Source organism: Streptantibioticus silvisoli (assembly GCF_027947535.2).
Classification (GTDB): Bacteria; Actinomycetota; Actinomycetes; order Streptomycetales; family Streptomycetaceae; genus Streptantibioticus_C; species Streptantibioticus_C silvisoli.
Genome location: NZ_JAAGKO020000025.1, coordinates 68,379 through 86,345 on the forward strand (window position 1 = coordinate 68,379; position 17,967 = coordinate 86,345).

Sequence of the window (17,967 nt, forward strand, 5' to 3'; positions counted from 1 at the left end):
CCCTGCACGGATCCGCACGGTCTCCGTCCCGTCCGATCCGCACGCCCCCGAACCCGCCGGTCGGGCCGGCGTGCCGTCAGGCGGCCGGTTCCGGGGGAGTCGGCGTGCGGTGCGGGATGTCGGGGAAGAACGCGGCCGGCCGGCGGCGGGCCGCGCGTACCTCCTCCAGCCGGAGCCGGTAGGCGGGCGCGAGGTCGGAGGGGGCCCAGTCGGCGTGGTGGTCGAGTTCCACCGCCACCTCGCTGACGCCGTTCATGGCTTCGAGGTGTTCGCGTGCCTGGGCGGCGAACGCGGCACCCATCAGGCAGCCGGGCTCGGTGACCCCGATGGTCACCCGGACCGCGGCGCCGTCCGGGGTGTCCCGCACGGCGAGCGAGCGGACCAGGCCCATCTCCACCAGGCCGGCCGGGGCGCCGGCCGCCGCGGCGCAGGGATCGATGATGAGGTCGAGCTGCGCCCTGACCAGGTCCTCCATCACGCCGGGGCCACCGTCCCGGTCCACGGCTGCGACAACTGCGTCGCACCGGCGGGGATCTTGGCGGTGTCCAGGCCCAGCAGCCGGGCGATGTTGCCGCCGAGGATCTTCTTCTTCAGCGACGTGGTCAGCGGCGGCAGCCCGTAGCCGTCGATCATCGACTGCGGGAGCTGGAAGTCCCAGAACGCCTCAAGGAACGGCTGCGGGTGCACGCCGGTGCAGCCGGTGCCCCAGATGATCCGGTCCGCGGCGCCCGCGCGCAGGAACGCCGACAGGATCTCGGCGAAGCGCAGCGGCGAGTTCACCAGGTAGGCGCTGGCACCCTCCAGCACGACCGAGCAGTTGCGGTAGTACGACAACTGCATGGCGGTGTCCTCCAGGAACGCGAAGCCGCCGTGGATGATCTGGAAGTTCAGCTCGGGGAAGGCCAGGAAGGTGTTCTCCAGGTCGCGGGGGTGGAAGGGCTGCACCGGGCAGCCCACCATCGCGATCGCCTTGTGCACGGCGATGTTGCGGATGCCGCGGCGCTGCGCGTGCTCCAGGATGGGGTAGACCGTCTCGGGGTCGTCCATCCGGACCGCGGCGCCCCGCCCGTCGTAGATGTCGTACGGGTAGAACTTCAGCCCGACGACCTGCTCCTGCTCGACGAGCCGGTCCACCTCGCCCAGCGGATCGGGGTGGCCGGGCCAGATCCCGCCGAAGAGGGCGACCCGGTCGGGGTAGCGCTTGCGCAGTTCACTGCCGACCCACAGCGGAGAGGCGCCGTTCTCGTACAGGCCGTACAGGGGGATGTCGTGGTAGACCGCGAAGTCGGTGCGGCTCTCCTCGAACAGGGTGTGCCCCAGCAGGTCGGCGTCGACCCGCTCGAACCGGTGGCGGTCCAGCGTCCAGCGCGGGTCCTTGCGGGGGGAGAAGACCCGGTGGTACCCGTCGTAGAGCGAGTCCGCCACCAGGCCGGCGATGGGGTGCTTCCACGTCTCCGGGGGTGAGTTGTAGCCGTGGACCACGGCGTCGATCACCAGAGCGTCGTCGATCATCCGGGGCTCCCTGCGTCCAAGTGGTGAACGGGTGGACCCGTTCCTGTCCGGTGTACGTCGCCCGACCGGGAGCGCGCGGCAGGGTCGCGGGGTCGCTTCCTCCGCCGTCCGCGCCGGGCGTTCGCGTCGTGCCTGCCCCCGTCGGCCGGGCGAAGTGCGGTGCGATCACCGCCCGTTCGTGCCGCCGATTCCCTCGCCCGGTGCCCTCGGCGCCCGTTCACGGGCCGCCCCGGTCAACCGGCCGAAGGGTGGCCGGGGTTGACCCTAGTGGTGGGCTCCGGCGGATCGCCGGCCTTTCGCCCCGCCGCGCGGGGTCGCGGGTGCGCACCACGGTGGACGGCCGACGCGGCGACGGCGGCGGAGCGGTCGTCGGGCACCGGAGGTGATGTCAGGTGCGGGCGGCACCGGCGCCCCCGGCCGGTGCCCCGGTGATCGTGGCACCGGGGCCGCGAGCACGGCACCCGACAGTGGATCACTCCGGAAATTCCCCACCGCCGGGAGACGGGCAACCCGGCGCGGGCGAGCCGGAGATGAGCAGCCCGACGGAGACGAGCCGACCGCCGCCGGGAGCCGGGCATCGCGGCGCGGACGAACCGGAGACGCTGGAGGACTGTCGACTCGACGTAGGCGAGCGGCAGTTGGCCGGGGACGAGCCTCCGGGCCGAGGCGGGCGACCCGGCCGGGGCGAGTCGGAGTGTGCTCACCGGAATTCGGCATTCCATCGACGCCCCGCCGCAATTCCCGGCGGACGGACCCGGTGGCGCAGTCGAATTCCGGCCCGCGTTCCGCAGCGCATTTCCGGCACCGTTCGTCGCGCGTTCGGGCAGGTCGTCACGAGGAGTGAAAGTCACCCGCGAGGTCGATCCCCCGAAGGGGTTTATCAACGAAGGCCACCGAACAGCCGGTTGGCCGCCGTGGACGTTCCCGCGACTGCGGACCGGCCTCCTGACCTGCTGGAATCCGTGCCGCCCCATCGTTCTGGCGCGACGAGTTGTCCAGACCATTGACGCGTTCCCGCGGGCGTGGCTATCGTCTGCTGACATAACTTCCCATGGCCAGGCGCTGTTTCCCCACTGATCCGCAGCCGTGAGGAGTTTTTTCCTGCCCGGGTTCCGGCCACCGACGGCGACGCGCCCCGCAACTCCCGCGCGCGACGGCGCCCTTGCCGGTCGCTCCGCCCCGGGCAGTGCCGAACGCCTTCTCCCGCACCCGCCGGCCCTTCGTACCGTCTGAGGAGAACCATGTCCTTCCCCGCGAGGTTCGTGTCCTTCTTGTCCCGGGCGGCGAGACCTCAACGCCTCCCCCGCCAGGCCGCGTTCACCGCGCTGACCGCCGTGGCCGCCGTCGTGCTCGCCCTGCTGGCGCCCGGTGTCGCCGCCGCGCAGACGGCCGTACCGCAACTGCGGGTGATGCCGCTGGGCGACTCGATCACCTGGGGCGTCGGCAGCGCCACCACGTCCTCGTACCGGGCGCCGCTGGCCGGGCTGGTGGCCCAGCAGTCGCAGTACACCGTGCAGTACGTCGGATCGCAGAGCTCCGGGACCCTGGCCGACCAGGCGAACGAGGGGCACAGCGGCTACGTCATCTCGCAGATCCGGGACGGCATCGACGGCTGGATGTCCGCGGCGCGGCCCGACGTGGTGATCCTGCACATCGGCATCAACGACCTCAGCCGCGGCGTCGACGTCGCGAACGCCCCCGCGCGGCTCGCCGACCTGGTCAACCGGATCTACACCGACCGTCCCGGCACCAGCGTCATCATGCTGGGCCTGATCCCGACCACACCGAACCTCGGCTCGCAGGTGGCGACGTACAACGCGGCGGCCCAGCAGTTGCAGGGCACCGAGCAGGGCGCCGGGCAGAAGTTCCTCTACGTCGACCCGCCGGCCCTGACCTCCGCCGAGTTCTCCGACACCCTCCACCCGAACGACGCCGGCTACGCGCGCATGGCGCAGGCGATCTACCCGGCCCTGAACCAGGTCTTCAGCAGCGGATGGGCGACCGGGGAACACCAGTTGGACGCCGGCACCGAGTCCGGCACCACCGGGAAGGTCCGCTGGGCCGACTTCGACGGCGACGGCAAGGCGGACTACATCACCATCGCCTCCTCCGGCGCGGTGTCGGTCTACCTCAACCGCGGCGGCGACGGGCACGGCGGCTGGTCCGTCCTCGGCCAGGTCACCCCCGGCCAGACCACCGACGCCTCCCGGGTCCGCTTCGCCGACTTCGACGGCGACGGCAGGGCGGACTACATCCTCCTGGGGACGAACGGCTCGGTCACGGTCTTCCTCAACCGCGGCGGCGACGGCCACGGCGGCTGGCTGCCGCTGGGCCAGGTCTCCACCGGGCAGACCAGCGACGCCACCCACGTGAAGTTCGCCGACTTCGACGGCGACGGCCGCACGGACTACGTCCTGCTCGGGTCCGGCGGTGCCGTGTCCGTCTGGCTGAACCGCGGCGGCGACGGAAGCGGCGGCTGGTCGCCGCTGGGCCAGGTCGCCACCGGGCAGACCGCCGACCCCGGCCAGGTGCGCTTCGCCGACCTCGACGGCGACGGCCGCGCCGACTACACCTGGATCAGCTCCACCGGCGCGGTCTCCGCCTACCTCAACCGGGGCGGCGACGGGTACGGCGGCTGGCTGGGCGGCGGCCAGGTCGCCTCCGGCCTCACCACGGACGCCACCCAGGTGTCCATGGCCGACTTCACCGGTGACGGCAACGCCGACTACGTGGTGGGCGACAACACGACCAACGCGGCGACCGTCTACTCCTGGGCGGGCGGCGACGGCAGCGGTGCGTGGATCGACCTCGGCGCCATCGCCAGCGGCGTCACCATCGGCTGACGGGACGCCCGCACCGGCCGACGAAACCCACCGCCGCCCCGCAGCGCCCTTGCCGACGGCGGCGAGCGGGCCCAGGGCTGAGGGCCGGGGGCTGCAAGCAGTGGCCCGGGACGCCTGACGGACGGCGCCCCGGGCCGTGGCGACGGCTACCGCAGCCCGCCCGCGCTCCCACCCCCGCAGCCCGGCCCTATCACGCGGCGCGATCCCGCCCCAGCAGCGCCCCGCCCCCTCGATCGCCGCCGGCGCCGACCCCGTCAGGCCGTCGGTTCCGGGGGCCAGGCGCGGGGGTCGAGGACGCCGAGGACGTAGGCGCGGGCGACCAGCGCGGTGCGGCCGCGGACCGCCCAGCGTTCGGCGAGGCGGCTGAAGTGGTAGTTGACACCGTCGGCGGTCATGCCCACCGCGCGGGCCATCGCGTCGGTGGTCGCACCGGACGCCGCCAGGGCCAGCAGGCGGGCGTCGACGTCGTCGACCCGCGGCGGCGTCACGGTGTCCGGGCCGGCGGCGGCCGGCTTCCACAGCTGCACCAGCAGCCCCGGGGACTCCTCCGGTGAGACGCTGACCGGTTCGACGGTCAGCTCGCCGCGGCGTTCCCCGTGGCCCGCCGCCGTCCAGCCCACCTCCACCCGGTACCGGGACCGGTGGCCCAGCCGGACGGCCTCGGCGATCCGGTGCAGCTGGTCGGCGGATCTCGGGCTCAGCAGGTCCAGCACGTCGCGGCCGCGCATCCGCCCCGGCACGGTGCCCCACTCGCGGGCCCAGGCGGGGTTCGCCAGCAGGATCGTGCCGCCGGTCCTGCACACCGCGACCGGGGTCAGCAGCCGGTCCAGCAGGGCCAGGGCGCGGTTGCGCCAGACGACGGGATCGTCCTGGGCGTCGTCCGGGAAATCCGGCAGTCCCTCCACGCGGTACCTCCTGCGGCTGCGTTCCGTATACACCACGGGGTCCCGGCGAACCGGCGTGAACCCCCGAGACCGACTACAGGATCATGTAGCGGCATCGCACGGCGCACCGGCCCGGCGGTCCCACGCTTGAAGGGCAACACATCTCTCCGGAAAGGGTGTTGACCCCCATGGCCGCTTTCGCCCCGATGACCCCGCAGTCCCGGCCGGCCGGCGACGACGGTGTTCCGCTGGTCGACGTCTCCGACCAGGCACCGTCGAGCACGCCGATCCAGACCGCGATGGCGCTGCTGCGCGAGCACGGCCCGGTGGTCCGGCGGCGCCGGCACGGCCGCGACACCCTGATCGTCGCCGACCTCGACGTGGTCACCGAGCTGGCCGACGACCGGCGGTTCGCCAAGCACATCAACCCGGGGCTGGAGAACGTCCGCGCGATCACCGCCGACGGGCTGTTCACCGCGTACAACGACGAGCCGAACTGGGCCAAGGCGCACGACATCCTCATGCCGGCGTTCGCCCTGGGGTCGATGCGCACCTACCACCCGGCCATGCTCGGGGTCTGCCGGCGGCTGATCGACTCCTGGGACCGGCAGGCCGCCGCCGGTACCCCGGTGGACGTGTCCGGTGACATGACGCGGATGACGCTGGACACCATCGGGCTGGCCGGGTTCGGCTACGACTTCGGCTCGTTCGAACGCGACGAGCCGCACCCGTTCATCTCGGCGCTGGTGCGCGGCCTGAACTGGAGCATGGCCAAGGTCTCCGACCGGCCCGGTGACGACCACACCGCGCGGGACGCCGCGTTCCGCGCCGACGCCGACTTCCTGGCCGGCGTGGTGGACGAGGTCATCGAGGCCCGGACCACCTCCGGCGACACCTCCAGCGACGACCTGCTCGGGCTGATGCTCCAGGCCCGGCACCCCTCGGACGGCACGACCCTGGACCGCGAGAACATCCGCAACCAGGTCGTCACCTTCCTGATCGCCGGCCACGAGACCACCTCGGGCACGCTGTCGTTCGCGCTGCACTTCCTGCTCAAGCACCCCGCCGTGCTGCGGCTGGTGCAGCGCGAGGCCGACGACCTGTGGGGCGACGACGCCGAACCGGAGCCGTCCTACGAGGACATCGGCCGGCTCACGTACACCCGCCAGGTGCTCAACGAGACGCTGCGCCTGTGGCCGACCGCCGCCGCCTTCAGCCGCACCGCCCGCGAGGACACCACGCTGGGCGGCTCGATCGAGGTGAAGGCCGGGCAGGACGTGCTGGTCCTCGCCCCGATGCTGCACCGGCAGCCGGTGTGGGGCGACAACCCGGAGCTGTTCGACCCCGCCCGGTTCGCGCCGGAGGCGGAGGCGGCCCGCTCCCCGCACGCCTACAAGCCGTTCGGCACCGGTGAACGCGCCTGCATCGGGCGGCAGTTCGCGCTCCACGAGGCGAGCATGCTGCTGGCGATGCTGGCCCACCGCTACCGCTTCATCGACCAGGACGACTACCGCCTGGAGGTGAAGGAGACGCTCACCCTCAAGCCCGAGGGGTTCACCCTCACCCCGGTGCCGCGCACCGCCGCCGACCGGGCCGCGAACCGCGCCGCGCTCCCCCACGCGGCGGCCGTCGCCGAGGAGTCCGCGGCCACCGGCGACGGGCTGCCGACCCGGGTCCGCCAGGGCACCGGCGCGCTGTTCCTGCACGGCAGCAACTACGGCACCTGCCGGAGCCTGTCCGCCCAACTGGCCGACGAGGCAGCCGACTTCGGCTGCGAGACCGCCGTCGCGCCGCTCGACGACCACGCCGGCGCGCTGCCCACCGACCGCCCGGTCGTGATCACCGCCGCCTCCTACAACGGCCGTCCCACCGACGACGCCGTCGCCTTCGCGGCCTGGCTGGCGGACGCCGGGCCCGGTGCGGCCGACGGCGTCAGCTACGCGGTCCTGGGCATCGGGGACCGCAACTGGGCGGCCACCTACCAGCACATGCCGACCTACATCGACGAACGGCTCGCGTCCCTCGGCGGCACCCGGCTGACCGACCGCGCCGCGGCCGACGCCTCCGGCGACCTGGCCGGCGCGGTCAAGGCGTTCACCGCCCGGCTGCGCACCGCGCTGCTGACCGCCCACGGCGACCCCGCCACCGTCGGCGCCCCCACCGCTGCCGCCGACCGTCCCGCCTACACCGTCACCGAGGTCACCGGCGGACCGCTCGACGCCCTGGCCGCCCGCCACGACCTGGTCGCGGCCACCGTCACCGAGGCCTACGACCTCACCGGCGCCGGCCACGCGCGGGTCAAGCGCTTCGTACGGCTGGCGCTGCCGCACGACAACGGCTACCGCACCGCCGACCACCTCGCCGTGCTGCCGGAGAACGACCCCGCGCTGGTCGCCCGGGCCGCCACGCTGTTCGACGCCGACCCGGACACGGTGCTCAACATCGCCGCGACCGCGCCGCGCCGGGACGGCATCGCGGTGGACCGGCCACTGACGGTACGTCAACTGCTGACTCACCACGTCGAGTTGCAGGACCGGCCGACCGCCGCGCACATCGGCGTGCTGGCCGCGCTCAACCCGTGCCCGCCGGAGCGCGCGGCGCTGGAGGCCCTGGCGGCGGACGGCGACACCCTGGCCGCCGACCCGCGCACGCTGCTCGACGTCATCGAGGACCACCCCGCGCTGCGCGAGGTCCTGACGTGGCCCGTGCTGCTCGAACTGCTGCCGGCGATGCGGACCCGGATGTACTCCATCTCCTCCTCGCCCCAGGACGACCCGGACCACGCGGACCTCATGGTCTCGCTGCTCGACGCCCCCGCCCGCTCCGGACGCGGCGGCTTCCGGGGCACCGGCTCGGGGTACCTCAACCGGGTGCGCCCGGGGCAGAGCGTGCTGGTGCGGGTCCAGCCGTGCCGTGAGGCGTTCCGCGTGCCGCACGAGGCGACGGTTCCGCTCATCCTGGTCAGCGCCGGCACCGGCCTGGCCCCGTTCCGCGGCGCGCTGCGCGACCGCCTCCTGCTCGCCGACCGGGGCGCGCCGCTGGCACCCGCCGTGTGCTACTTCGGCTGCGACGCGCCCGACGCGGACTACCTGCACGCCACCGAGCTGCGCGCCGCCGAACTCGCCGGCGTCGTCTCGCTGCGCCCGGCCTTCAGCCACGCCCCGGTCGACGGCGCGCGCTACGTGCAGCACCGGATCGCCGCCGAGGGCGACGAGGTGTGGAAGCTGCTGGGCGAGGGCGCCCGCGTCTACGTCTGCGGCGACGGCACCCGCATGGCCCCCGGCGTCCGCGCCGCCTTCCAGGAGCTGTACGCCCGGCAGGTCCCGGACGCCACCGCGGACGCGGCGCGGGAATGGCTCGACTCCCTGGTCGGGGACGGCCGTTACGTGGAGGACGTCTACACCGGCTGAACGAGCCGCCCCGCGCGACGGCGGGCCGGCGGGGTGGGCGTCGGCCGGCGCGACCGGCAGCCGGCATCGCCGGTGCCCCCGCGCCGCCGTGGACGCGGCGCTCCCCCGGACGGCACCCCGCCGCCCGGGGTGCGGCGGCCCGCCAACGCTCCCCCGTCCGACCCGCTGGGCTGCGGTCACCGGCGTGGACGTAGCGCCGCGTAACGTCACGCCACGCTGTGCGGCCGGCCCCCGCAACGGCCCGCCGCCCGTCCGCCGCCCCACCGCTCCACGGCACCGGCACCGGCACCGGCACCCGGACCGCATCCAGCGGTACGGCGGGGGCACACTGGACGTATGGGACTGAGCATCTCCGGCATACCCGGCGTCGACGCGGTACGGGAGCGGGTGGGACGGGAGCTGTTCGCGCGGGTGGCCGGGCCCGGGGGGACGGCGACGCGCGGGCGCATCCACGACACGCCGGGACCGCGCTGGTTCGGGCCCGACCGGCCGATCCGCGTCGTGCACGGTGACGCGTCGATGTTCGTCGGCGGGCTGCGGGCGCTGCTGCTCCAGTCCCTGCACCCGCTCGCCATGGCCGCGGTGGCCGCCCACTCCGGCTACCGGGGCGACCCGTGGGGCAGGCTCCAGCGCACCAGCACCTTCCTCGCGGTCACCACCTTCGGCACCGCCGAGGACGCCGGCCGGGCGGTGGCACACGTCCGCGAGGTGCACGAACGCATCCGGGGCACCACCGCCGACGGCGCGGCCTACCACGCGGCCGACCCGCACCTGCTGGAGTGGGTGCACGTCGCCGAGGTCGACAGTTTCCTGCGGGCCCACCGGCGCTTCGGCGCCCATCCGCTGGACGGCGCCGGGTACGACGGGTACGTGGCCGACGCGGCGAAGGTGGCGACCGAACTGGGCGTGCCCGACCCGCCCCGCGACCGCGCGGAACTGGCCGCCCGCCTCGCCGCCTACCGTCCCGAACTGCGCTCGACCCGGCCCGCCCGGGACGCCGCCCGCTTCATCCTGCTCAACCCCCCGCTGCCCTGGGCGGCCCGCCCGCCCTACGCCGTCCTCGCCGCCAACGCGGTCTCACTGCTCCCGCTGTGGGCCCGCCGGCCGCTGTTCCTGCCGTACCTGCCCGTGGTCGAGGAGACCGGCGTCCGGCTGGCGGGCCAGGGGCTGGTCCGCACGATCCGCTGGGCGATGGCGCCTCCCGCACCGCAGGAACCCCGCACCGGGGGCGAGGACGGCGGCCCGGCCTCGTAGCGGCGGGCACCCGACCGCGCAGCGGCACGGCGGCAACGGTTCGTACGAGCCGGTGCGGGCCGCCAAGGGCCGGGCGGGCGGCCGGGCGGGCGACTCCGTCGGCGGTGGCGCGCATGGACGTCGCGCCGTGCGGGCATCGCCAGGGGATGACGAACGCTGATGAACGACCCGCTCCGGTACGGGAGTCGACGACCCCCGCCACCGCCGCCCCCGGGGACGCGGGACCGGACGGCGGCTCGGACGAGGAAATGCTCGCCCGGCTCGGTTACACGCAGGTGCTCGCCCGGCGGATGTCGGCGTTCGCCAACTTCGCCGTCTCCTTCACCATCATCTCGGTGCTGTCCGGCTGCCTGACGCTCTACGGCTTCGGGCTGACGACCGGCGGCCCGGCCATGCTGGTGTGGGGGTGGGTGGGCGTCGGGCTGATGACCTTGGTGGTGGGGCTGGCCATGGCCGAGATCTGCTCGGCCTACCCGACCTCCGCCGGCCTGTACTTCTGGGCGCACCGGCTGGCGCCGTCGCGCAGTGCGGCGGCGTGGGCGTGGTTCACCGGTTGGTTCAACGTGCTGGGTCAGGTCGCGGTGACCGCCGGCGTCGACTTCGGCGCCGCCAGCTTCCTGGGCGCCTACCTCGACCTGCAGTTCGGCTTCGCGGTGACCGCGCCGCGCACGATCGGGCTGTTCGCGGTGATCCTGGTGGTCCACGCGCTGCTCAACACGTTCGGCGTGCGGATCGTGGCGCTGCTCAACACCGTCAGCGTCTGGTGGCACGTGCTGGGGGTGCTGCTGATCGTCGGCACGCTCACCTTCGCACCGTCCCACCACCAGTCGGCCTCGTTCGTCTTCACCCACTTCGTCAACGACACCGGCTGGCACAGTTCGCTCTACGTGGGGCTGCTGAGCCTGCTGGTCGCGCAGTACACCTTCACCGGCTACGACGCGTCCGCGCACATGACGGAGGAGACCCGGTCCGCCGCGACCGCCGGGCCGCGCGGCATCGTGCGGTCCATCTGGGTGTCGTGGATCGCCGGCCTGGTGCTGATCCTCGGTTTCACCTTCGCCATCCAGTCCTACTCCGGCACGCTGGCCACCACGACCGGGGTCCCGCCCGCGCAGATCCTGCTGGACGCGGTCGGCGCCACCGGCGGCAAGCTGCTGCTGCTGGTCGTCATCGGCGCCCAGCTCTTTTGCGGCATGGCCTCCGTCACCGCCAACAGCCGCATGATCTACGCCTTCTCGCGGGACGGCGCGCTGCCGTTCTCCCGGGTCTGGCACCGCATCAACCCCGGCACCCGCACCCCGACCAACGCCGTCTGGCTGGCCGCCGGCGGCGCGCTGGTGCTCGGTCTGCCGTACCTGATCAACACCACCGCCTACGCCGCGGTGACCTCCATCGCCACCATCGGCCTGTACATCGCCTACGTCATCCCGACGTTCCTGCGGTTGCGCCGCGGCCGCGGTTTCCAGCCGGGCCCGTGGCAGCTCGGGCGCTGGAGCCGGCCGATCGGCGTGCTGGCCGTGCTGTGGGTGGTGCTGATCACCGTGCTGTTCATGCTCCCCCAGTCCAGCCCGGTCACCGCCAAAACCTTCAACTACGCCCCGGTCGCCGTCCTGGCCGTCCTGCTGTTCGCCGCCTCGTGGTGGCTGCTGTCGGCCCGGCGCTGGTTCCTGCGCGACCACGCCGCCACCCCCGAGCGGTGAACCGACCGCGGTGGGCCGCCGGCCGTACGCGGCGGGGCGGGGACCGTCAGCCGCAGGCCGGCACCGTCTCGGTGGCGGGCACGTTGGTGTAGGCGGCCGGGATCCAGCCACCGTCGGTCAGCTGGTACCAGACGGTGGAGTCCGCGTCGGGCCCGTGGTAGCCGGGCCCGACGTGCACGCGGCGCCCGTGCGGGGTGCGGCAGGTGACGTCCAGCGCCTCGCCGTACGTGTAAGTGGCGATCCAGTGCTGCGAGTCGGGCCCGTCGTAGGCGTGCAGCGTGGTCGCCCCGCCGTCGTCGGTCCACCACACGTGGACCGGGTACGAGGCACCGCCGGTCGACCCCGGTGACCGTACGCCGTCCCCGGTACCGGGCCCGGGAGCCGCCGCGGTCCCGGTGGCGGAGACGCCCGCACCGGGGACCGGCGGCCCCGAGGCGGTCGGCGGACCGGCCGTGCCGAGCACGCCGGCGACCGCCACCGCGACCGCCGCGAGCAGCAGCGCCACGCCCAGCGCCCCGATGCCCAGGGCCTGCCGCCTGGTCATGCCGGGCAGCGCGGGCACCCAGGCCACCGCCGCCCTGCCACCGGCCACGCCCACCACGAAGAACAACGCGCCCAGCCCGGCCAGCACCCCGACCGCGGTTGCGTCCACGGCGGTCCACCTCCTCGCTCCCCCGGAGACAGCCATATGTCCTGACTTCCTCCTCCCCATGCTGACATGCCGTCAGTCCCATCGGCGTGGTCGAATCGGCCGGGCCGGCAAGGGGTGTTGATGCGCACGGCCGGTCCGCGCCGGCGCAGGACGGTACGGGCGAGGCCAACTCCCGCCGCCGGGGCGGCAGTCGGCCGGCCGAGGCGTGGCGCGGTCGACGGTCCGGCACCGCCGACCGGAGCCGTGCGGCGGGCCCGGCACGTCCCCGTGCGACGCGTCATGGGACGCCGGCGTCCGGCGCCGCCGTTCAACTCACCCGCATGGCGCGGACGTCGACCGCCCGCGTGGCCGAATACCACCGCCGGCCACCGCCCGTTCCGCTTCGCTCTCCGTAAGGGACGAAGCAGGAGCGGGGGCGGGCTTCGGCCGCGCGGCGACCGGTGCCGTTGGCGCTCCGGCGAGGAACTTCCCGGCCGGCGCCGGAGGGCCGTGCGCCCCCGCGCGGGATTCCCTTTGGCACGCCGGGAAATCCGGCGTACACACGAATTTACCTGTGAGAAACATTACGCGCGTGCCGCCGGACGCAGTGTAGCCAGCCCTTCACCACAAGTGCATGGTTGTTGCAACCACCGTTTCTTCGAGGAGGTTTGCCACCATGTGCGGCATCACCGGCTGGATCGCCTACCGCAGGAACCTGACGGACCACACGCGGGTCCTGGACGCCATGACCGAGACGATGTCCTGCCGCGGTCCGGACGCGAGCGGGGTGTGGAGCGCGCGGCACGCCGCGTTAGGCCACCGCCGGCTCGCCGTCATCGACCTGCCGGGCGGCGCCCAGCCGATGAGCGTCGAGACCGACGACGGTCCCGTCGTCATGGTCTACTCCGGCGAGGCGTACAACTTCACCGAGCTGCGCGACGAACTGCGCCGCCGCGGGCACCGGTTCACCACCGACTCCGACACCGAGGTGGTCCTGCACGGCTACCTGGAGTGGGGCGAGGCGCTCGCCGAACACCTCAACGGCATGTACGCGTTCGCCATCTGGGACGCGCGGACCGACCGGCTGGTCATGATCCGCGACCGGATGGGCATCAAGCCCTTCTACTACTACGAGACCGAGGACGGCGTCCTCTTCGGCTCCGAACCCAAGGCGATCCTCGCCAACCCGCTGTGCGCGCCGGTGGTCGGCCTCGACGGCCTGCGGGAGATGTTCTCCTTCGCCAAGACCCCCGGCCACGCCATCTGGTCCGGCATGCGGGAGCTGCGGCCCGGCCACCTCGCGGTGGTCGACGCCTCCGGTCTGCGCGAACGCTGCTACTGGTCGCTGGAGGTCGGCGAGCACACCGACGACCGGCGCACCACGGTGGCCCACGTCAGGGAGCTGCTGGAGGACATCATCGCCCGGCAGCTCGTCGCCGACGTCCCGCGCTGCACCCTGCTGTCCGGCGGTCTGGACTCCTCCGCCATGACCGCGCTGGCCGCCCAGCAGCTCGGCGCGGTGGGCGAGACGGTGCGCAGCTTCGCCGTCGACTTCCCCGACCAGGACAAGCACTTCCAGGCCGTCGACGTCAGCCCGACCCAGGACACGCCCTACGTCCACGCGGTGGCCGAGCACGTGCGCTGCGAGCACCGCGACATCATCCTCGACGGCGCCGCCCTGTCCGACCCGCAGGTGCGCCGGGCCGCGGTGGCCGCCCGCGACGTGCCCATCGGTCTCGGCGACCGCGACAACTCCCTCTACCTGCTGTTCAAAGCGGTCCGCGAGCAGTCCACGGTGGCGCTCTCCGGCGAGTCCGCCGACGAGGTCTTCGGCGGCTACCCGTGGTTCCACGACGAGCGCAGGACCGCCGACACCTTCCCCTGGCTGGCCGGTTCGCAGGCGCTGTTCAGCCCCGCCAGCCTGGTCCAGCGGGATCTCGCCCAGGCCCTGGACCTGCCCGCGTACGTCCAGGACCACTACAGCACCGCGGTCGCGCAGACGCCGCTCAAGGACGGCGAGACGGGCCTGGAGAAGCGGATGCGCCAGGTCTGCCACCTCCACCTGACCCGCATGGTGCAGAGCCTGCTGGACCGCAAGGACCGCATGAGCATGGCCGTCGGCCTGGAGGTCCGCGTACCGTTCTGCGACCACCGCCTCGTGCAGTACGTCTTCAACACCCCCTGGGCGATGAAGACGTTCGACGGGCGGGAGAAGAGCATCCTGCGGGCCGCCACCCGCGACGTCCTGCCGCAGTCCGTCGCCGACCGCAAGAAGAGCGGCTACCCCGGCACGTTCGACCCCGCGTACCTGTCGGCCATCCAGTCCCAGGCCGCCGACCTGGCCGCCGACGACCATGCCGCGATGCAGCTGTGCGACCGCGAGCTGGTCCGGTCGCTGGCCACCGCCCCGCAGGACGCCATCACCCCGCGGGACCGCGGCACCCTCGAACGCGCCCTCGACATCGCCGCCTGGTTCGACCTGCGCCAGCCCGTCCTGAACCTCGGCTGACCGCGGTCCCCCGGCACCGGCGCGACGGTCCGCGGGCGCCGTGACCGGTGCGCCGCCACGGCGAACGGCGCGTCGGCGCCGGGGGAACGGGCCGGGCGGCGCGGCGGTCCCCACGGCCGGCGCCGGGGCGGTTCACCCCGGTCGCCGTTCGCGGTCCGCCGGGGCATCGCGGGTCCGGCGGGTGGCGTGGTCGTAGGCGGAGCGCAGGTCGGCGTGGACGGCGGTCATGGCGCTGTCGTAGGTGCCGACCCGGACGGCGGTGAAGAGGGAGACGGCCAGCGGGTCGCCGCGCAGCGGGCGGATCACGGTGTCGGGGCGGGGGCGTGAGGTGGGGCGGCAGATGGTGACGACCTCGCCGACGCCGACCAGCGAGGCGGCGGTGAGGTAGTCGCCGTGCACCACGCGCGGGGTGACGCCGGCGGCGGCCAGCACCCGGCGCAGCCCGTCCCACTCGCCGTCGGCCGCCGGGTCCACCATCCACCGCTCGTCGCCGAGGTCGGCCAGGTCGACCACCGGGCGGGCGGCGGCGGGATGGTCGGCGGACAGCGCGACGAACTGCGGTTCCCGCTCGACCAGTACGTGCCGCTCCAGCCCGCCCGCCGGCCGCAGCGGGCAGCCCTCGACCTCGTGCACGAAGGCCACGTCCAGCCGGCCGTCGGCGACCATCGCCAGCAGGGCGTTGGCGGAGACGTCGACGTGCAGCCCGGTCTCCGTACCGGGGACGCGGTCGCGCAGCCGGCGCAGCCAGTCGGCGGCGAGCCGGGCGCTGGTGGAGCCCAGCCGCAGCTGGGTGCCGGCCGCGGCGGCCATCGAGTCGGCGACCAGCGCGGTCATCTCGGCCACCAGGGGCCTGGCCCGGCAGACCACGGACAGTCCCAGGGGCGTGGGCCGGCAGCCGGTACGTTCACGGGTGAACAGCCGCCCGCCGAGGGTGTCCTCGATGCGCCGCAGCTGGGTGCTCAACGAGGGCTGGGTCATGCCCAGCGCCCGCGCCGCCTTGTGCAGGCTGCCCAGGTCCGCGATGGCGCAGAGCGCTTTGAGATGCCGCACGTCCAGCTCCATGCTCCGAGGCTATGAGCCGTCGGCGGGGCGTACCAGCCGTATAAATCAGTCCAGTTGGGGACCGATAGGTCGGCGCTGTCACCGGTTGGCATCATCCGCGGCGCCGCGGGCTCGCCGAAACTCTCCGGTACCGGGTTCACCCGGCCCATGACCGCACGAGGAGGAGTCCCCCCACATGCGACGCCCTGCCACAGTAATGTCCGCCGTGCTCGGCCTGGGGCTTGCCACCGCCCTGGGCATCGCGCCGACCGCCACCGCGGCGACCCCCCGCACCGCTGCCGCCGCCACGCACGTCACCGGTTCGCAGGAGAGCCCGCAGGCCGACAAGGCGTTCTTCGACGCGGTGCTGAAGTCGGCCGCCGCCCGGCACGCCGCCCACCCGGACGCCGCCGTCACCATCACCTACGACGCCAGCCAGGCCCCCACCTTCGCCAGCCAGATCGCCGACGCGGTGAGCATCTGGGACAGCTCGGTCACCAACGTGCAGATCGTGCCGGCCGACGGCGGCACGGCCGACTTCTCCTACACCGAGGGCAGCGACCCGGCGGACGGCTCGTACGCCAGCACCGACGGCCACGGCCACGGGACCATCTTCATCGAGTACGCCCAGGCCCAGGAGTACAACTCCACCCGCATCGTCGCCCACGAGACCGGTCACGTGCTGGGCCTGCCGGACGACTACACCGGCCCGTGCAGCGAGCTGATGTCCGGCCACGGCCCCGGCCCGTCCTGCCAGAACACCCACCCGGACGCCGCCGAGATCGCGCAGGTCGACTCCCTGTGGGCCGACGGCTTCGGCCCCGCCCTCGCCCGCCTGTCCTGACCCCGGCGCCACCCCCGGCCCGCCGCCCCGGAGCCCCACACTCCGGGGCGGCGGGCTGCCGGCGTGGGGGGCCTTCGGCGTCAGCGCGGGCCGGCGAAGTCGACGTCCTTGGTGGCGACCGTCCCGGCCGTGCGTCCGGGCCCGTCGTGGTGGGACCAGTACAGGTTGGTGTGGGCGATGACCTGGCCCGGTACCGGCGCACCCCAGGCCGTCAGGTCCTCCGTGGTGTGCGCGTCGCCGACCAGGGTGGAGTCGTACCCCCGGGTGAACGACCCGTGCAGCGTGGAGCGGACGCACATGTCGGTCTGGGCGCCGACGACCACGAGCCGCCCGACCCGCAGTTCGGACAGCACGCTCTCCAAGGCGGTGTCCTCGAAGGAGTCGCCGTAGCTCTTGTCGACCACCGGTTCGGCGTCGGCCGGCGTCAGCTCGGGAACGATCCGCCAGGCGTCGCTCCCCTTCACGAGCTGCTCGTCGGCGTGCCGCACCCAGACGACGGGGACCTGTTCCCGCCGCGCCCGGTCGACCAGGCTGCCGATGTTCGCGACGACCGCGTCGCGCTCGTGCGCCCCCGCGACGACGCCGCACTGCACGTCGATGACGAGGAGTGCGGTGTTCGGCCGGTTCTCAAGCGTGGTCATGGTCTTCCTCTGCTCACTTCGGGCTCATCGTGCCCGTCCACGGTAGAGGACGGCACGGACATCGGCCCGGGGGCGGCGACGTCCGGTGCCGGTGCGGCGGGGTGCCGGTGCGGGGGCGGCCGTGTCCGGCGCCGGTGCGCTGGGGGACGCCGGTGCGGGGGCACCGGTGCGAGGGCGGCGTGTCCGGCACCGGTGCGGCGGGGGTGCCGGTGCTGAGCGGCCCCCGCCGTCGTCAAAGCGTGAAGCCGCCGCCCGGCCGGGCCCCGGCGCGGCCAGGGCGGCGGGCGGCCCCGGCGCACCACCGCGTCCCGTGACGAAGCCGCACAAGCCGGACCGCCGGAGCGAATGTCGGAGCGCATACCGAAGCCGCGAGAGCCGGGTGGGAGAGCCGTCGTGACGGCGCGCGCCGCCGGCCCGGCCCCCCGGGACGGCGGCCGATGCGCAACAACTCTTCAATACTTGACGCGTCGCCGGGGATTTTCGGGCCTTTTGCCCCAACTGCGCGGGCGGAACGACCGGTTCATCGCCGGAGCTTGTGCAATCTCTTGACACCTCCAGGCGCCCCCGTGAAACTCGCCACACGAAGAGAGCGCTCTCTTCAAACGGCTTCACTCCGCGCGTGCGACCCCCCATGGTCACTGTCGATTCCGGCGGACGCGGGTGGTACCGGCGTGCCCACCGCCGGGACGTTCCAAGCG

12 protein-coding genes are annotated in these 17,967 nt (G+C 73.8%); 6 read left to right on the plus strand and 6 right to left on the minus strand.

The window, feature by feature from the left end; genetic code table 11:
- Nucleotides 1-76: 76 nt before the first annotated feature.
- Both POF43_RS18110 and POF43_RS18115 read right to left on the minus strand, forming a co-directional pair.
- Nucleotides 77-475 (minus strand): iron-sulfur cluster assembly protein, encoded by a 399-nt coding sequence (locus POF43_RS18110; RefSeq protein ID WP_271323027.1) that lies wholly within the window; start codon nucleotides 473-475, stop codon nucleotides 77-79.
- Entirely contained in the window at nucleotides 475-1,512 is a 1,038-nt protein-coding gene (locus POF43_RS18115; protein ID WP_271316660.1) for an amidohydrolase family protein, read from the minus strand. Before POF43_RS18115 ends, POF43_RS18110 begins: the two co-directional genes overlap by 1 nt.
- A gap of 1,241 nt (nucleotides 1,513-2,753) precedes the next feature.
- Here POF43_RS18115 and POF43_RS18120 point away from each other — a divergent pair.
- A complete protein-coding gene (locus POF43_RS18120) occupies nucleotides 2,754-4,355 on the plus strand; it encodes an FG-GAP-like repeat-containing protein (RefSeq protein WP_271323025.1) in 1,602 nt (533 codons plus the stop codon).
- 254 nt (nucleotides 4,356-4,609) lie between these two features.
- Here the strand turns inward: POF43_RS18120 and POF43_RS18125 are convergent, their stop codons facing one another.
- Nucleotides 4,610-5,260: a helix-turn-helix transcriptional regulator gene (locus POF43_RS18125; protein WP_282704648.1), complete on the minus strand. Its 651-nt coding sequence runs from the start codon at nucleotides 5,258-5,260 to the stop codon at nucleotides 4,610-4,612.
- Between the two features lie 167 nt (nucleotides 5,261-5,427).
- Between POF43_RS18125 and POF43_RS18130 the strand changes: the two genes are divergently transcribed.
- The 3 genes from POF43_RS18130 to POF43_RS18140 all read left to right on the plus strand — a co-directional run bounded on the left by POF43_RS18130 (nucleotide 5,428) and on the right by POF43_RS18140 (nucleotide 11,603).
- On the plus strand, nucleotides 5,428-8,649 hold the full coding sequence (locus POF43_RS18130) for a bifunctional cytochrome P450/NADPH--P450 reductase (protein ID WP_271325085.1): 3,222 nt from the start codon (nucleotides 5,428-5,430) through the stop codon (nucleotides 8,647-8,649).
- A 336-nt stretch (nucleotides 8,650-8,985) separates the two neighbouring features.
- Nucleotides 8,986-9,903, plus strand: a complete 918-nt coding sequence (locus tag POF43_RS18135; protein ID WP_282704649.1) for an oxygenase MpaB family protein — start codon at nucleotides 8,986-8,988, stop codon at nucleotides 9,901-9,903.
- Nucleotides 9,904-10,151: 248 nt separating this feature from the next.
- Nucleotides 10,152-11,603, plus strand: a complete 1,452-nt coding sequence (locus POF43_RS18140; protein ID WP_282698773.1) for an amino acid permease — start codon at nucleotides 10,152-10,154, stop codon at nucleotides 11,601-11,603.
- A gap of 46 nt (nucleotides 11,604-11,649) precedes the next feature.
- Here the strand turns inward: POF43_RS18140 and POF43_RS18145 are convergent, their stop codons facing one another.
- Nucleotides 11,650-12,255: a hypothetical protein gene (locus tag POF43_RS18145; RefSeq protein ID WP_271316836.1), complete on the minus strand. Its 606-nt coding sequence runs from the start codon at nucleotides 12,253-12,255 to the stop codon at nucleotides 11,650-11,652.
- A gap of 655 nt (nucleotides 12,256-12,910) precedes the next feature.
- Here POF43_RS18145 and asnB point away from each other — a divergent pair.
- Nucleotides 12,911-14,743: an asparagine synthase (glutamine-hydrolyzing) gene (asnB, locus tag POF43_RS18150; RefSeq protein WP_271324838.1), complete on the plus strand. Its 1,833-nt coding sequence runs from the start codon at nucleotides 12,911-12,913 to the stop codon at nucleotides 14,741-14,743.
- A 132-nt stretch (nucleotides 14,744-14,875) separates the two neighbouring features.
- Here the strand turns inward: asnB and POF43_RS18155 are convergent, their stop codons facing one another.
- Nucleotides 14,876-15,805: a LysR family transcriptional regulator gene (locus POF43_RS18155; protein WP_271316834.1), complete on the minus strand. Its 930-nt coding sequence runs from the start codon at nucleotides 15,803-15,805 to the stop codon at nucleotides 14,876-14,878.
- Nucleotides 15,806-15,980: 175 nt separating this feature from the next.
- Between POF43_RS18155 and POF43_RS18160 the strand changes: the two genes are divergently transcribed.
- Nucleotides 15,981-16,628, plus strand: coding sequence for a snapalysin family zinc-dependent metalloprotease (locus POF43_RS18160; protein ID WP_282704650.1), 648 nt, complete (start codon nucleotides 15,981-15,983; stop codon nucleotides 16,626-16,628).
- Nucleotides 16,629-16,708: 80 nt separating this feature from the next.
- On the opposite strand, the gene POF43_RS18165 is transcribed toward POF43_RS18160, so the two are convergent.
- Nucleotides 16,709-17,269, minus strand: a complete 561-nt coding sequence (locus POF43_RS18165; protein ID WP_271314246.1) for an isochorismatase family protein — start codon at nucleotides 17,267-17,269, stop codon at nucleotides 16,709-16,711.
- Between the last annotated feature and the right edge of the window lie 698 nt (nucleotides 17,270-17,967).

Excerpts from the sequence above, each read along its gene's own strand:
- POF43_RS18115 (WP_271316660.1), bottom strand. The coding sequence starts at position 1,512 with ATGATCGACGACGCTCTGGTGATCGACGCCGTGGTCCACGGCTACAAC.
- POF43_RS18155 (WP_271316834.1), bottom strand. The coding sequence starts at position 15,805 with ATGGAGCTGGACGTGCGGCATCTCAAAGCGCTCTGCGCCATCGCGGAC.
- POF43_RS18140 (WP_282698773.1), top strand. The coding sequence starts at position 10,152 with ATGCTCGCCCGGCTCGGTTACACGCAGGTGCTCGCCCGGCGGATGTCG.
- POF43_RS18120 (WP_271323025.1), top strand. The coding sequence starts at position 2,754 with ATGTCCTTCCCCGCGAGGTTCGTGTCCTTCTTGTCCCGGGCGGCGAGA.
- POF43_RS18110 (WP_271323027.1), bottom strand. The coding sequence starts at position 475 with ATGGAGGACCTGGTCAGGGCGCAGCTCGACCTCATCATCGATCCCTGC.
- POF43_RS18165 (WP_271314246.1), bottom strand. The coding sequence starts at position 17,269 with ATGACCACGCTTGAGAACCGGCCGAACACCGCACTCCTCGTCATCGAC.
- POF43_RS18130 (WP_271325085.1), top strand. The coding sequence starts at position 5,428 with ATGGCCGCTTTCGCCCCGATGACCCCGCAGTCCCGGCCGGCCGGCGAC.
- asnB (WP_271324838.1), top strand. The coding sequence starts at position 12,911 with ATGTGCGGCATCACCGGCTGGATCGCCTACCGCAGGAACCTGACGGAC.
- POF43_RS18160 (WP_282704650.1), top strand. The coding sequence starts at position 15,981 with ATGCGACGCCCTGCCACAGTAATGTCCGCCGTGCTCGGCCTGGGGCTT.
- POF43_RS18135 (WP_282704649.1), top strand. The coding sequence starts at position 8,986 with ATGGGACTGAGCATCTCCGGCATACCCGGCGTCGACGCGGTACGGGAG.